Below are 14,688 nucleotides of genomic sequence, written 5' to 3' on the forward strand. Positions count from 1 at the left end.
ATTATACGTAGTTTTCTTTCAAAAAAATGAGAAATGCCTCTCTTTTTGGGTATTACCCATAAAGTTTTTAAGTTTTTTATCAAAACAGTTTAATGATAACTATTATCACGATGACATATCGAGATTAGGCATCAAAAAAGTAATGCGAATATAGCCATGACAGACTGCGCCCGTCTCCCACACATGGGCAAAAGGAGATGTCGATCACAGGGTTGAGGGTCCCGAAAGGGGATTATAACCGTTGAAACAAAAAGGGTTTATAAAAAAAGGGGCCTGAACGGCCCCTTTCTTCCCATGGTCGATCAGATGCGGAACATGCCGACCTGATTATTCAATTCACCTGAAATATTTTTAAGCTGGGCCGACAGATTGCGGGAGCTGTCCGCATCCACTGCCAGCTCGTCCGAGACATCCTTGACCGCCTGGATGTTGCGGCTCACCTCGTCGGTGACGGCACGCTGTTCCTCGGCGGCGCTGGAGATCTGGGTCGCCATGTCGGAGATCTGGTTGATGGAGGTGGTGATCTGCTCCAGGGCCTGGGTCGCATCGTTGGCATCTTCCACGCTGTTCTGGGCCAGCAGCTGACCCTCGTGCATGGTACTGACGGCGCCCTGGGTGTTGCGCTGCAGGGTCTCGATCATGCTGCGGATCTCGACGGTGGAGCTGTGGGTGCGCTGGGAAAGCACCCGCACCTCGTCGGCCACCACGGCAAAGCCGCGTCCCTGCTCGCCAGCCCGGGCGGCCTCGATGGCGGCGTTGAGCGCCAGCAGGTTGGTCTGCTCGGCGATGCCCTGGATGGTGGAGAGGATGGTGTTGATCTCCTGGGCGTTCTTCTCCAGTTCCTGAATGATGCCGGAGGCCTGCTTGACCTGGGTAGCGAGATCCGTGATGGAGCGCTGGTTGCGGGCAATCACCTGCTTGCCGTGCTCGCAACTGCTGGAGGAGCTGCGGGCCGCTTCCGCGGTCTGCTCGGCGTTGCTGGCCACTTCGACGGCGGTGGCGGACATCTCGTGCACTGCGGTCGCAATCTGGGAGATCTCGTTTTGCTGGCGGGCCAGCCCCTGGTTGGATTTCTCCGCCATGTCGTGGGAAGACCTGGCCTGCTGGTTGAGCTGGGTGGAGGAGTTGGAGATGTCCTGCACCATGACGTGGATGCGCTCGATGAAGGTGTTGACGTGCTTGGCGACGGTACCGACCTCGTCTTCACGCTCGATCTTGATGCGACGGGTGAGATCGCCGTTGCCGCGGGAGAGATCGGCAATGGCCTCGCCCAGGGTTTTCAGCGGTGCCAGGGAGCCGTTGATGGCGACATAGGAGAAGCCCGCCACGATGAGGATGGTCAGCAATCCCTGAATGAGGGCGGAGGTGACCATGCGGGAGACGGACTGGTAGGCGACCGCTTCGTCCACCACGATGCCGAAATACCAGTTGGTGTTGGGGATCTCGGTGAGGTCGAATACGCTCGCCTTGCCGCTGATATCCATCTCGGAGATGGTGTTGTCATGGGCCAGCTCGTTGACCTTGGCTGCCGTCAGCTCCGGGGAGATGGCGGTGGCGGGTTTGAGGGTCAGATCCTTGTCCGGGTGGGCGATGATGGTGCCGTTGCTGTCCACCAGAATGGCATAGGTGCCTTCCGAGTTCATGGCGAGCACGTCTTTCACCAGACCGTCGATGGAGACGTCACCGGCGATGACGCCGTCGGTGTTGCCGCGACTGAAGGGCTCGGCGATGGTGATGATGAGCTGGCCGGTGGTGATGTCGGCATAGGGGGCCGTGATGGCGAGCTTGCCGGCGGCCATGGCGTCCTTGTACCAGGGGCGCTGGCGCGGATCATAGCCGGCCGGCAGATCGGTCGGCTTGCTCTGGATCATCCGGCCATCCTTGGTGCCCACGTAGACGAGATCGAAGTTGCCCGCATTCATGGACTGGGCTAGGTGGCTGAGGGGCTCGTCTTCCTTGGCGAAGGCTTCCTTGGTGGCGGTGACGAGATTGATGCGGGCGTCGAGCCAGCGGGAGATCCCCTTGACGTTGGCGACCGAGCTGTCGTCGATGAAGCTCCAGATCAGCCGCTGGGTTTCACTGCGCAACTGGGAGGTGTTGTACCAGACCTGCAGGCCGGTGATGACCAGAATGATGGCCCCGATGGAGAGGACCAGCTTGTTCTTGATGGATAGGTTCATGTTTACATCCTTGTGAGCGTCAGTCAGAGATCCATGGTGTTTGTTATTGTTATGAGCCAACTCTGTATCGGCTGGCTATGGACTTTATGTATCCCGATGCACCGCATTTTTTCAATTCTTTTCACGTCCTTGTGGCCTGCCAGGCCGCGCCGATACTCAGCTGAATCGATCTGGCCGGTTGGTGAAGATGCCATCGACACCCATGCTGGCGAGGGCGCTCCCATCACTCACTTCGTCGACTGTATAGACCAGGATCTTGAGCCCCCGGCGATGGGCATCCGCCACCAGGGTCTCGTCGACGAAATCCACGTCGCAGTTCAGTGACCAGGCCCCCAGCGTCTCGGCGAAGGCGGCGCCGTCGAGGGGCAGGCTGGCCGTGAGGGCGCCGATCCTGATTTCCGGTCGCAGTCCCTTGAAGCGTAACAGCTCGGGATGATGAAAGGAGGAAACGATCCAGTGCGCCTGGGTAAAGCCAAGCTCGGCCTCGGCCCGCCTGGTCAGGGCGGCCACCGGCTCGGCGGTGTGGGCGCCCTTTAGCTCGATGTGCAGTTCGCAGCGCCCCGCCACCAGTGCCATCACCTGCCACAGGGTCGGGATCCGCTCCTCGTCCCCCGCATCCAGGCTCGCCAGGTACTCCCGGGATTGCCCGGTCAGCACACCCTGGCCGTTGGTGCAGCGCTCCAGTCGCCGGTCGTGGAAGACCCAGAGCTCTCCGTCGGCCCACTGCACGTCCAGCTCGATGGCTTTGGCACCCAGATCCAGCGCCAGGCTCATCGCCTTGAGGGTATTCTCCGGGGCCAGGCCGCTGGCACCGCGATGGGCAATGATCTGCATGATGGCTCCTGTTGTCGTCTTTGGGGGCTTCATCCCCGGCTCATCCGGATGTCGATCTGCTGATGTGGCAGATGCATGCCGACCTGGCCGAGTTTCTCCAGGATCAGAGAATGTACCTCGTGCGTAATGGGCATCCGGTGATCCATGTTGTTGACGTAGAGCCGGATCTCGTAGATGAGGGCCGAGTCGGTGAACTCGATGAGGAACACCTCCGGGGCGGGCGTATCCAGCACCAGGGTGGATTCGCGCACGCTCTGCTCCAGCAGTTGCTGTACCTGCTTGGGATTCTGGGTCAGGCCGATGCGAATGCGCAAGCGGACCCGGGTGATGGCATCGGACAGGGACCAGTTGATGAACTGCTCGGTGATGAAGGCCTTGTTGGGGACGATGATCTCCTTCCTGTCCCAGTCCACTATGGTGGTGGCGCGGGTCTTGATCTTGGTGACGGTGCCGGTGAGATCCCGGATGGTGACGGTGTCACCCAGGCGGATCGGTTTTTCGAACAGGATGATGAGGCCGGAGACGAAGTTGGCGAAGATCTCCTGCAAGCCGAAGCCCAGCCCCACAGAGAGTGCCGCCACCAGCCACTGGGTCTTGGACCAGTCGATGCCGAGCATGGAGAAGCCGGTGAGGGCGCCAATCAGCAGCACCAGGTACTTGCTCACCGTGGTGAGGGCGAAGCCGGTGCCGGGGGAGAGGCTCAGATGCTGGAGCAGGGTGAGCTCCATCAACCCGGGCAGGTTGCGGGCGGTGACCACCGTCAGGATGAAGGCGAAGACGGTCAGCATCAGATCCTGCAGGGTGATGGCGGAGAGCTGCTCGATGCCGGCCACCTTGCTGCTTACCTGCCACACCTCGATGCTGCTGAGGAAGCTGAATGCCGAGTTGAGATCCGACCATTGCACCACCACCAGCATGGTGAAGCCCAGCATCAGCAGGGTGCGCACCAGGCCGAGGGACTGGGCGCTGATAGTATCCAGATCCAGCTCGGGCTCCTCCACCACATCGGGGATCTCGGAGCTGAGATCGTCCTCTTCCCGCTCCCGCTGCGCCAGGATCTCGGCCCGCTTCTGCTTGGCGCGATCGAAGGCGAGTCGGCGGCGTTGGATCAGCATCCAGCGGTGGGCCAGATAGTAGACTAGCAGGCAGCCGAGCCCCGCCAGCAGGCTCAGCTCCAGCTGGCGCAGCAGGGTGCGGGAGGTGTAGAAGTAGCCGAACAGGGCGCCCAGCACAGCCAGCAGCGGGGCCAGCATCAGGCTGTTCCAGATGAAGTGGTGCAGCAGATGGGGCTTGGTCATGTCTGCCTGACCCCAGGTGAGGGGCAGTTTTTCCCGGTTGAGGCGGGCAAAGAAGAGCAGCAGCCAGAGGGCCCCGATGATGAAGGCGAGGCGTCCCAGGGAGTCGTAGAAGGCGTGTTCCTGATAGCTGCTCGCCATGCCCTGCACGAAGAAGCTCGGGATCAGCACCAGCAGCAGGGTACGAAATTGTCCCCACACTCGCTGCACCCGCTCCTTTTGCCAGCGGAAGTGGAGGATGAGGATCCCCTTCTCCAGAGTGAGGTGGCGCGCCACCAGCAGGGCCAGCAGCAGGAACCAGATTTCACCCAGGCCCCGGGCCACCGCCACCGCGAAGGGATATTGCCAGGCGCCGTCCAGCAGGCCGTGCACCATGAGCACCATGGCGGGCAGCGGCAGGGCGGCGAGCACGGAGCGCACCAGCAACCGGCTGGTGAGGCTGAACTTGTCCTGGGTTACCTTGCCGATGCGCGGGGCAATGTACTGGCTGTATTGAAGGAGGTGGCGGGCCAGTTTCAGCCAGCACCAGGCCAGCCCCAGCAGCCCGAGGCCAGCCAGGGTCAGGCTCAGGGGGTTGTTCTCGGCGATGGCCCTGGGCAGTTGCAGCCAGTTGGCCGGGTTGAAGGCAAGGCCGAGGGCGGCCGGGACGCCGAGCAGCACCGCCGGGCTCAGGGGGCGCACGTCCGGCATCCAGAACAGATGGCTGGCGCTGAGTTCGCGGATCTCGTCGATCTTGCTGTTCTGACGGCTGTAGAGCAGCTTGAGGCGGGTCTGCTCCTGAATGAGGGTGTCGGAGGCATCGTTGAGCCGGGTCAGCAGTTGCCGCCTCGCCTTGAGCAGGTTGTCCAGCACGGCGCGCTGGGCCCTGTCCAGGGTGATGCCGTCTCCACTGAGCAGGCTGTTGCGCAGCTGGACCGGATCCTTCAGGGCATCCTGCTCGGTCTCGTACTGGTATTTGGCCATACGCGCCTTGACGATGGCGGACTCCAGCCGCTCCAGCGGGAAGTAGGCGGGCAGATCGGCCAGCTTGCTGCGCAGGTTCTCGCCGTAGGCGTTGCTTATCTGCAACCACTCCAGCTGTTCGCGCACCGAATTGACCAGCTCGTTGAGCCCGGAGAGGGAGGTGTCCACCCCCCGTTGCTCGTCCTGCACCCGTTCAATCTGGTCCTCGAGGGCCCCCAGTTGCAGGGAGAGGGCCTGGTTTTGCTGCTGTTGCTCCTGCAAGAGGGGGAGGTCAGAGGTGAGCTGGCGGCGCAGGCGTTCGCTCTCGGCCAGGGCCTGCTCGGTCTTGTCCCGGCGCAGCTGGTTCTGCTGGGCAAGCAGACTGGTCTGCCACTCATCCTCGTCGGTGATGGCGAGGTTGAGCTCCTGCAGCTTGAGCTTGCCCAGATCGTTGCGCTGCTGGGCGGAGAGCTGCTCCAGCTCCAGCATCTGGATCCGGTCGGAGAGGCTCTGCTCCTTGAGTCGGGTGGCCAGTTGCTGGGCCTCCTGCAACCTGTCCGACTCGTTGCTGAAGCTCAGGCGATCGAGCAGGGAGCGGGTCTGGAGCAACTGCTTGCGCAACTCGTCGACCCGCAGGTGATACTCCTGGCCCGTGCTCTCAAGCTGGTTGAGGCTGTCGGTCACCGCCTGACGCTCCTTGCGCAGGTTGAGCTGGCGGTTGCTGCTCAGGCTGATGGCCTGGCGAAGGGCATCCTCCTTGAGGGAGGAGAGGGACGGGCGGGACTGGGGCTGATAGTTGTGCAGCCCCTCCTTGAGACGGGCGGACTCCTTGGGGTAGTCGATGAGGATCTGCTGGTAGGCCTTGCCCTGTTCCCGGTAGCGCTGGGCATCCCGGGCATATTGCAGGGCCTGCTGGTAGCTCTCCCGCAGTTGCTGATTTTCCGGGGTATCCGTCTTGGGGATGCTTTGCAGCAGCTCCTCTACCTGAGTGATGGCATCATCGGCCTGGACAGCGGAGAAGGGGAACAGGCTGAGACAGAGCATCAGACAGAGCAGGCGTTGCAACATGGCGCACGTTTCCGTTCAGGAGAAGTCGCCCTAGCCTAAAGCAGGGGCCGGGGCGGGTAAAGCCCTCAAGATGAATGATCCACGGCACAAATAACGGGTGATCCGGGTCTTGTTTGGCTATTATTCTGGCCGTTCCCCTTCATTGAGCAATTTATGTCCTCCGTCGATCTGGGCACGGCCCCCCTTTCCCGCCTCTTCTTGCGTTACGTCACCCCCACGGTGGCCGCCATGCTGGTCACCGGCATCTATGTCACCATTGACGGCATCTTCGTCGGCCATATCCTGGGCCAGGACGGGCTGGCCGGCATGATGCTGGCGTACCCCATCTGCGCCGTGCTCTACGCGGTGGGGGCCCTGATCGGCATGGGATCCTCGTCGCTGGCCTCCTTCTATCTGGGCAAGGGGGAGCAGGCCAGGGCGCGCCACATCGTCGGCAATGCCCTGGTGATGGTGCTCATCGCCTCCGCGCTGCTTGCCTTCATTGGCATTCGTTACGGCGAGGCCATGCTTGTCTGGATGGGGGCGCAGGGGGTCATCTTCGACGCAGGCTTTGCCTATCTGAAGTGGTACGCCTGGCTCGGTGTATTCGCGGTGCTCTCCATGGCCTTTACCGCCCTGCTGCGCAACGACGGGCGACCCGGCCTCACCACCTGGATCCTGGTGGGGGGCGGCGTACTCAACGTGCTGCTCGACTACCTGCTGATGGCGGTGATCCCCTGGGGGCTGGCGGGGGCCGCCATCGCGACCATGCTCTCCCAGGCGGTCACCGGGGGCCTGTGCCTGTGGCACTTCTTCACCCCCCGCAGCCAGTTGCGCATTCGCTGGGATACCCTGGTGCCCGACTGGCGGCTGATGGGGGAGACATTGCGACTCGGGGTGTCGAGTTTTCTGATGTACCTCTACCTCTCGGTGGTGCTGGCGCTGCACAACAAGGCGCTGCTCTCGGTGGGCACTTCGCTGCACGTGGCCGCCTATGGGGTCATCAGCTACAGCGAGGCCTTCTTCTATCTCATCTTCGAGGGGATCGCCATGGGCATCCAGCCCATCGCCAGCTTCAATGCCGGGGCGGGCAACTGGTCGCGAGTGCTGCGGGTGCGCAACCTGGCATTGGGAGTGACCATGGCGGTGGCACTGTGCGGGATGATCCCGCTGTATCTGTGGCCAGAGGCAGTGGTTTATCTGTTTGCGGGGGACAATGCTGCCCTGTTGCCGGTGGCCAGCCTCGGTATCTGGCTCTACTTCTGGGGGCTGCCCATGGAAGGCTTGCTGCTGGTGGGGGCCACCTATTTCCAGGCCATCAACCGGGCCCGCATCGCTTCCCTGCTCACCGGCGGCAAGCTGGTGCTGATCGGCGGTTTCCTGTGGGGCTTCTCCTCCCTGTGGGGAGTGGCCGGTGTCTGGCTGGCGCTGCCCACTTGCAGCACTCTGCTGGTCCTGGTGATGTGGCGGGCGATGAGCAGGGAGGGGCGCCAGCACAGCGCTGCCTGAGATGTGGTCATGCGTCCATGAAAAAGGCAGCCAAGGCTGCCTTTTTCATTTTGAGTGCCCCTGCCTGTGGGCAGCAGGTCGCCGGCCTCAGGGCTTGAAGGCGCCGATAAAGATGGCGGGGTCGACGCGGGCGTCGTTGAGGCTGACGTTCCAGTGCATGTGGGGGCCGGTGGCGCGACCGGTGGCGCCGACCCGGCCGACGATGCCGCCGCGGGGCAGGCTCTGGCCCAGCTTTACGTCCACCTTCGACATGTGACAGAACATGCTGATGAGGCCCTGGCCGTGGTCGACGAACACCGTATTGCCGTTGAAGAAGTAGTTGCCGATGAGGATGACCTTGCCAGCGGCTGGTGCCTTGATGGGAGTGCCGGCTCCGACCGCGAAGTCGAGGCCGGAGTGGGGGTTGCGCTCCTCGCCGTTGAAGAAGCGGCGCAGCCCGAAGGGACTGGAGAGCGGGCCCTGGACCGGCTTGTCAAACAGCAGGTTGCTCGGCTGAGCCGGACTGAAGGTCTGGTAGGCGCGGGTCTGTTCGGCAAGCTCCCGGTTGATGCGGGTCATGTCTTCGGCCAGCGGATTGACCTGGCGGCTGTTCTTGAGCTTGATGTGCTGCTCACGGTAGTGCTTGGTGCCGACCGTGAAACTCAAGGTGCGGCCATCGCTGGTGGTTACCTGATGGTGGCCGGGCGCGCTCTTGAGCGGGATGCCGACGATGGCGATCCACGTCTTCCCGTCTTCCTGTACCACCAGCACAGGCTTGTCCTGATAGCGCACTGCGGGCGCCTTGGCCCCGATTCCCAGTGGTACCACGGCCACGCCCCCCGGCACCGGGTGGTTGAGCAGGCGGCTGATAAACCCCGGTTCGGCGTGAAGCGCAGGGCTGCCGAGCAGCAGGAGAAGAAAGAAGAGGCGGCGCATGATGGCTCCATCGGATCAGGGGGAAAGCAAGAGGGGGGAGATGATGCCACATTCTGGCGGTGCTGTCCGTCAACCGTGACCATGGGGTGCATCAGAGGTTGCCTTGTAGAGGGCGGAAATGAGAATTTCATGCTATTTACTAGAGTGTCACTAAAGGTGTCTTTGAATGACACCTACCGCGACAAGGCTGTGAAGCTCTGGCAGGGGTACCGTAGTCGCCAGCGACATCCAGGGATAGAGGAGGTTGTGATGAAGACGAAAGCGCTCTCGATATTCGGACTCGCATTGGCGATCGTGACGATGCCCGCCGTTGCCTTCAACGGGGTCATTACCATCAACGGGGAAGTGACCGCAGGTACCTGTGCCATCGCGGTCAACGGGGGTACAGCATCGGCGACCGTCACCCTGCCCACCGTCAGTACCAATGCCCTCGGCAGCATAGGGCAGACCGCAGGGGCGACCGGTTTCAACCTCGCCCTCACCAGTTGCCCGACCACGGGCTCGGTGCGCGCCTACTTCGAAAACATCGGCGTGGAGCAGACCTCGGGCAATCTCAGCAACAAGGCCGTCGCGTCGGGAGGCAAGAATCCGGCGCAAAACGTGGAAGTGCAGATCCTCTCTGCCAACAGCACGCCCATCGACCTGAGGACCAATACAGGCAACAACGTGCTGGTGAACTTCAGTGCTACCGGCGGGGCAACGCTTTACTACAGCGCCCAGTACATTGCCACCGGGGCCGTTGGTGCGGGTCTGGTCTCGGCAGACCTCATCTACTCTCTGGATTATCACTGAGTCATGCGCCATGAGCTCTTTACTTGCCCACGTTTTCGCCAGGACAAGGAGTGGCTGGTGGTGCTGGTGCCTGCTGCTCCTGCCCTGGTTTAGCTGGGGACATGTGCAGATCTCGGGGACCAGGGTCATCTATCCAGCCAGTGCGCGGGAGGTCACACTGGAGCTGACCAACAAGGGAAGCGCTCCCTCGTTGGTGCAGGTGTGGCTGGACGCCGGTGATCGTCGCATCCGGCCCGGCGCCGAGGCGCTCCCCTTCCTCATCACGCCCCCTATCACCCGCATCGAAGCCCGTCGTGGCCAATCCTTGCGCCTCGCCTATGTGGGAACGGGGCTGCCCCAGGATCGTGAATCCGTGTTCTGGCTCAACGTTCTGGAGGTGCCGCCGAGCGTGAAATCGACCCAGCCGGGCCAGAACATGGTGCAACTCGCCTTTCGTTCCCGGATAAAGCTGTTCTATCGGCCAACTGGGCTGCCGGGCAACGTGGAGCGTGCCGCCCATCAGCTCAGCTGGCGCCTGATCCGCCAGGGGCAAGGCTATGCACTGCAGGCTCACAATCCAAGCCTCTATCACGTCAGCATCAGCAATCTTGAACTGCTGACAGCCCAGTCGAAACGCTACAGCAATCTGAGCGGCGGCATGGTGGTACCGGGTGGCAGCTTCGACTTTCCCGTGGAGCACCTTTCCGGAGCCGTCAATGTCAAGAAGGTGACCTTCCATTGGCTCAACGATTACGGTGCTCGCGAGGTGGGCCAATTCGTCTTCCATTGAGCTCGGTGGATGGCGGCGCTTGCCTGCTCATGAATCTGGTACGCGGCAGCCCTGTCGCGACGTTCAAGATGCCTATCTCATGCCATTTCCCCCCGGGTTTATGCTTCCCTGTATCGATTTGTTGGTTGCTTGTGCTGGGGGGATGGGGAGGGATGGTCATGGCCGATGAACCCGTTGCAGAGGTCCCCCCCTCCGCAGAGGTCGAATTTGACAACAGCTTGCTGGACAGTCTGGGGATCAACATCGATCTGGCCCGCTTCTCCCGCGCCGATTTCATTCCTCCCGGTCGCTATTCTCTCGAGATTACCCTCAATGGCCGGGAGCGCCTGAATCAGCAGGTGGAGGTGAGAGCAGGGGCGGACCCCGGTACTCCCAGATTCTGTTTTCAGCCCGATCAGTTGACGCAATGGGGTTTGCTCCTCGACAAGCTGCCCGATCAGCCGTCAGTGAAGGCGCAACTGGCACACGATTGCATCGAGGTCAATGCCCTGGTGCCGGGAGCCAGCTTTACCTTCGACCTTGCCAGCCTGAGCGGTGATCTCAGCCTGCCCCAGGCCTACCTTGGCCGGGTCAGGCGCGATTATGTCGGACCGGATCAATGGGTACAGGGGATCAATGCCGCCTTCGTCAGTTACAACGCCAATCTGTACTACAACGACCAGGATGACGGGGGCGATCCGGTCAGCAGCAGCGTCAATCTCAACACGGGTCTCAACCTGGGGGCCTGGCGCCTGCGCCACAACGGTTCCTGGCAAGGCACATCTGGCGGGGGGTATCTGCCCCTCAACAGCTATGTGCAGCGGGATGTCACCTCCCGCACGGCCCAGCTCACCCTGGGAGAATATTTCACACCGGGGGACAGCTTCGACAGTGTGCCTTTCACCGGTGTGCAGATCGCCAGCGACGACGCCATGCTGCCCGACTTCGAGCGGGGTTTTGCTCCCGTGGTGCGCGGGGTGGCCCAGAGCAATGCCAGGGTCACCATACGCCAGGGCGATGCCCTCATCTATGAAACCCAGGTGGCGCCGGGGGCCTTCGCCATCGACGACCTCTATGCCACCAGTTTCGCCGGCGACCTGGATGTGACGGTCACGGAGGCAGATGGTAGCGTGCAGCGCTTCACCCTGCCGTTTTCCTCCGTGGTGCAGATGCTGCGACACGACACCTCCCGCTTCAGCCTGACTCTGGGACGTTATCGCAATGATGCCGGACCAGACGGGCCTGATTTTCTGCAAGGCACCTATCGACACGGCCTGTCGGACACCCTGACTCTCTACGGGGGAACCATAGCCGCAAAACAGTATGCCGCTCTGCTGGGGGGGGCGGCCATGGGGTCCGATTACGGCGCCCTGGCCCTCGATGTCACCGGTTCCTGGGCGAGTGATTTACCCTCGGGCGCGGATCTGCCTCCCTCCCTGTCCGGCCAGAGCTATCGCCTTACCTACAGCAAGCAGATGGATTTGACCCGAACCTACTTCACCCTGGCTGCCTACCGCTTCTCCAGCGAAGGCTATCTCGACCTGAGCGATGTGGCGGCGATGAAGGTTGGCGCACTGGATCGTCTGCAGCGTGAGCGCAATCGCTTCCAGCTCAACATCAACCAGCCCGTGGGGGAGTGGGGTGATTTCTATTTCAATGGCATCCGCCGGGATTACTGGAGCGGTCAGGGGGAGAGCAGCAGCCTTCAGTTCGGTTACAGCCGGGGATTTGACTGGGGCAGTTTGACCTTGTCGGCCAGCCACTCTCTGGAAGAGGGGACTGGCGATCAGTACGTACTGAGCCTGAGTATCCCCATCGGTGACAAGCTGGGGGCTCCGCGCCTTGGCAGTACCCTCTCCTATCAGAAGGGAGTGGGGACCAGCACCAGACTGGATCTCAGCGGAGGCTCCGGGGATGGGCGCTTCTACTACGGGGTCTATGGGAGCCAGGGGCCTGGGGGAGCTGACAGCACCCGGGGGTATGGGGCCAATGTGCAGTATCAGACGGCGTTCGCCCAGTTGGGACTCAGTACCAGCCAGGGGGAGGGGTATGGCCAGTACGTGGCCTCGGCCAAAGGGACCTTGCTGGTGCATGAAGAGGGCTGGGTGATGGGGCAAACCCAGGGAGAGACCATGGCGCTGGTGGAGGCCAAAGGTGCCCAGGGGGCCAGGGTGAGCCACGGCATCGGCAGCGAGGTGGATGGAGATGGCTATGCGGTGCTGGCCGGGCTAAATCCCTATCGCACCAACGTCATCGGGCTGGACCCGACCGGTTTGCCACTGGATGTGGAGATCGACGGCAGCGCCCGTATGGTGGCCCCCCGCCGGGGCGCCATCGTGAAACTCGCTTATGAGACTCATGTCGGGCAACCACTGCTCATCAAGGCCGAGCGACACGATGGCAGCGTCCCTCCTTTCGGGGCCGACGTGGTCGATGACCGGGGGGGATCGGTGGCCGTGGTCGGGCAGGGAGGGCTTATCTTCGTGCGTGGCGAGCAGGGGACGCTCTACGTCCAGTGGGGGGAGTCAAGCGATGAAGGGTGTCGCCTCGACTATCGGATGCCCCCGCCGGATCCGGCCATGCCCTACCAGCAGGTGGCGGCGCGCTGCATCGACATGGAGACGGGACCATGAACGGCATCCGTGATGACCTGCACTCGCGCGGACGTGGGAGCAGGGTAGGGGTGACAAGCTGTTTTGTTCTGTTCGGGGCCCTCTTGTGGACCCAGGGGGGGGAGGCCGCGATTCGGCTGATGCAGACCCGTCTCGTCCATCAGGGGGGCGAGGCCGCCCTGATGGTTCGCAACGACGGCACCGGACCCAGCCTGATGCAGGCCTGGGTTGACCTGGGAGACGAGCGCCTGGGGCCTGGTGAGGTGGCGACTCCCTTTCTGGTGCTGCCGCCCGTGATGCGACTCGGACCAGGCAGGGGGCAGACACTGAGGGTGATCGGAGGAGAGCAGAACCGGTTGCCCCGGGACAGGGAGTCCCTGTTCTGGCTCAACGTGCTTGGCCTGCCCCCCAAGGCCCATGCCACCGAGGGGAGTGTCCAGCTGGCCTATCGCACCCGTATCAAGCTTTTCTACCGCCCCCCCGGCCTTTCGGGCTCCGTGGCTGGGATGGTCCGCCAGCTGAAGTGGCAGATCCTCTCCGAAGGCGGGCTCGGTGTCACCAATCCGGGCCCCTTCCACATCAGTCTGAGCGAAGTGTTGCTGACGATGGGGGACTGGCAGCTTGCCTGGCGGGAGGGGGGCGTACTGCCACCCTACGGCACTCTGCACCTGCCCATGGGGGTTGTCCCGGCGGGGGCGAGTGGCCGGCTGCGCTGGATAGACGATGAGGGCAGCTATCGTGAGGAGCCCTTCATGCCGCTCAGAAGCCAAGGAGGTCACCATGAGTGATGCAACCGGTCGTCATGGCCCCGACTCCCTGTTGATGGGGGCGCTGTTGCTGGGGGCCGGACTCTGGCCCGGGGAAGGGAATGCGGTGAACGGCCAGTGCACCAGCCCCTTCGTGGCCACCTTGCCGCTCACCGTCAGCGATCTCTATCAGCCAGGTGATACCCGCAGTGCGACCTTCGCCACCACGGGCACGGCCAGTTGTGATTGCATCGGTATCTCTGTCGGGTTGCTGGTGACGGCCTACTACCAGGGCACCACCAGCCTGCCCACCGTCTCCGATCCCCTCGGTACCCTCATCAAGCTCAATTCCTATCTCGGTCTCAAGGTGGAGTTCAATGCGGCGGGGGGATACCAGAGCGTCCCCTTCAACACCACTACCACTGGGCTTCTGAGTGCCTGTGTGGGCGGGCTACTCAATGTCTCCCTGCTGGGGGGGATCAGCGTGAACGGGGGACGAGCAACCCTGAAACTGCTCAAGGGGATCACGGGCACCCAGACCTTCAGTGGCACCGTGGCCCAGCTGTTCGTGCGACGTGGCAGCCTGCCCGATACCAGTCCGGCCAATGCGTTCAGCACCCTGGCGATGAACATCACAGTCACCTCGACCCCCAGTTGCCAGTTCCCCGCCGGTACCAGCATTCCCATCGATCTGGGCGCCGTGGCCCAGAGCGCCTTCATCGAAGGGGAGATCCCCAGGGGCTATGCGCCGCGCAGCGTCAATGTGAGCGTGACCTGCAGCCAGATCCCGAGCGATTACGTGGTGCCGCTGCGCTACAGCTTCTCGGGGGTGCTCGCGAGCGACAACCGCTTCATCACCACCAGCCTGGCCGGTGTCGGGGTGGGCATGGTCGAGCAGGGGGCCCTGACCCCTATTCCATTCGATACCGCCATCGCGGTACCCTACTCGGCGGCGACCCAGGCCACCGACTACAAGGTGAGGCTCTACCCGACCCGGCTGCCGGGCCAGGTAGTACGCACCGGCCCCTACACCGGCACCATCATGGTCACGGTGAGCGTGCCCTGAGG

10 protein-coding genes are annotated in these 14,688 nt (G+C 62.7%); 6 read left to right on the plus strand and 4 right to left on the minus strand.

The window, feature by feature from the left end; all coding sequences use genetic code 11:
- Positions 1 to 302: 302 nt before the first annotated feature.
- The 3 genes from BN1120_RS02155 to mscM form a co-directional block, all read right to left on the minus strand.
- Entirely contained in the window at positions 303 to 2,180 is a 1,878-nt protein-coding gene (locus BN1120_RS02155; RefSeq protein WP_010673807.1) for a methyl-accepting chemotaxis protein, read from the minus strand.
- Positions 2,181 to 2,336: 156 nt separating this feature from the next.
- Positions 2,337 to 3,014, minus strand: a complete 678-nt coding sequence (locus tag BN1120_RS02160) for a glycerophosphodiester phosphodiesterase (RefSeq protein WP_042014533.1) — start codon at positions 3,012 to 3,014, stop codon at positions 2,337 to 2,339.
- A 29-nt stretch (positions 3,015 to 3,043) separates the two neighbouring features.
- The gene (gene mscM / locus BN1120_RS02165; RefSeq protein ID WP_042014534.1) at positions 3,044 to 6,319 is read right to left on the minus strand and encodes a miniconductance mechanosensitive channel MscM; all 3,276 of its coding nucleotides are present in this window, start codon (positions 6,317 to 6,319) and stop codon (positions 3,044 to 3,046) included.
- Positions 6,320 to 6,472: 153 nt separating this feature from the next.
- Between mscM and BN1120_RS02170 the strand changes: the two genes are divergently transcribed.
- Entirely contained in the window at positions 6,473 to 7,807 is a 1,335-nt protein-coding gene (locus BN1120_RS02170) for an MATE family efflux transporter (RefSeq protein WP_042014535.1), read from the plus strand.
- 87 nt (positions 7,808 to 7,894) lie between these two features.
- On the opposite strand, the gene BN1120_RS02175 is transcribed toward BN1120_RS02170, so the two are convergent.
- Complete coding sequence (locus BN1120_RS02175; RefSeq protein ID WP_042014536.1) at positions 7,895 to 8,722, minus strand: peptidoglycan DD-metalloendopeptidase family protein; 828 nt, start codon at positions 8,720 to 8,722, stop codon at positions 7,895 to 7,897.
- A 249-nt stretch (positions 8,723 to 8,971) separates the two neighbouring features.
- Here BN1120_RS02175 and BN1120_RS02180 point away from each other — a divergent pair, with 249 nt between their 5' ends.
- The 5 genes from BN1120_RS02180 to BN1120_RS02200 all read left to right on the plus strand — a co-directional run bounded on the left by BN1120_RS02180 (position 8,972) and on the right by BN1120_RS02200 (position 14,686).
- Positions 8,972 to 9,514: a fimbrial protein gene (locus tag BN1120_RS02180; RefSeq protein WP_041215630.1), complete on the plus strand. Its 543-nt coding sequence runs from the start codon at positions 8,972 to 8,974 to the stop codon at positions 9,512 to 9,514.
- Between the two features lie 10 nt (positions 9,515 to 9,524).
- On the plus strand, positions 9,525 to 10,283 hold the full coding sequence (locus tag BN1120_RS02185; RefSeq protein WP_052455395.1) for a fimbria/pilus periplasmic chaperone: 759 nt from the start codon (positions 9,525 to 9,527) through the stop codon (positions 10,281 to 10,283).
- Between the two features lie 158 nt (positions 10,284 to 10,441).
- Positions 10,442 to 12,895: a fimbria/pilus outer membrane usher protein gene (locus BN1120_RS02190; protein ID WP_052455398.1), complete on the plus strand. Its 2,454-nt coding sequence runs from the start codon at positions 10,442 to 10,444 to the stop codon at positions 12,893 to 12,895.
- 119 nt (positions 12,896 to 13,014) lie between these two features.
- Positions 13,015 to 13,662 carry a fimbrial biogenesis chaperone gene (locus BN1120_RS02195; protein WP_223955675.1) on the plus strand — a complete coding sequence of 216 codons (648 nt, stop codon included), beginning with the start codon at positions 13,015 to 13,017 and terminating at the stop codon, positions 13,660 to 13,662.
- Positions 13,655 to 14,686, plus strand: a complete 1,032-nt coding sequence (locus BN1120_RS02200) for a fimbrial protein (RefSeq protein ID WP_223955674.1) — start codon at positions 13,655 to 13,657, stop codon at positions 14,684 to 14,686. Before BN1120_RS02195 ends, BN1120_RS02200 begins: the two co-directional genes overlap by 8 nt.
- Positions 14,687 to 14,688: the final 2 nt, after the last annotated feature.

It is taken from the genome of Aeromonas caviae, from assembly GCF_000819785.1.
GTDB classification, from domain to species: Bacteria; Pseudomonadota; Gammaproteobacteria; order Enterobacterales; family Aeromonadaceae; genus Aeromonas; species Aeromonas caviae.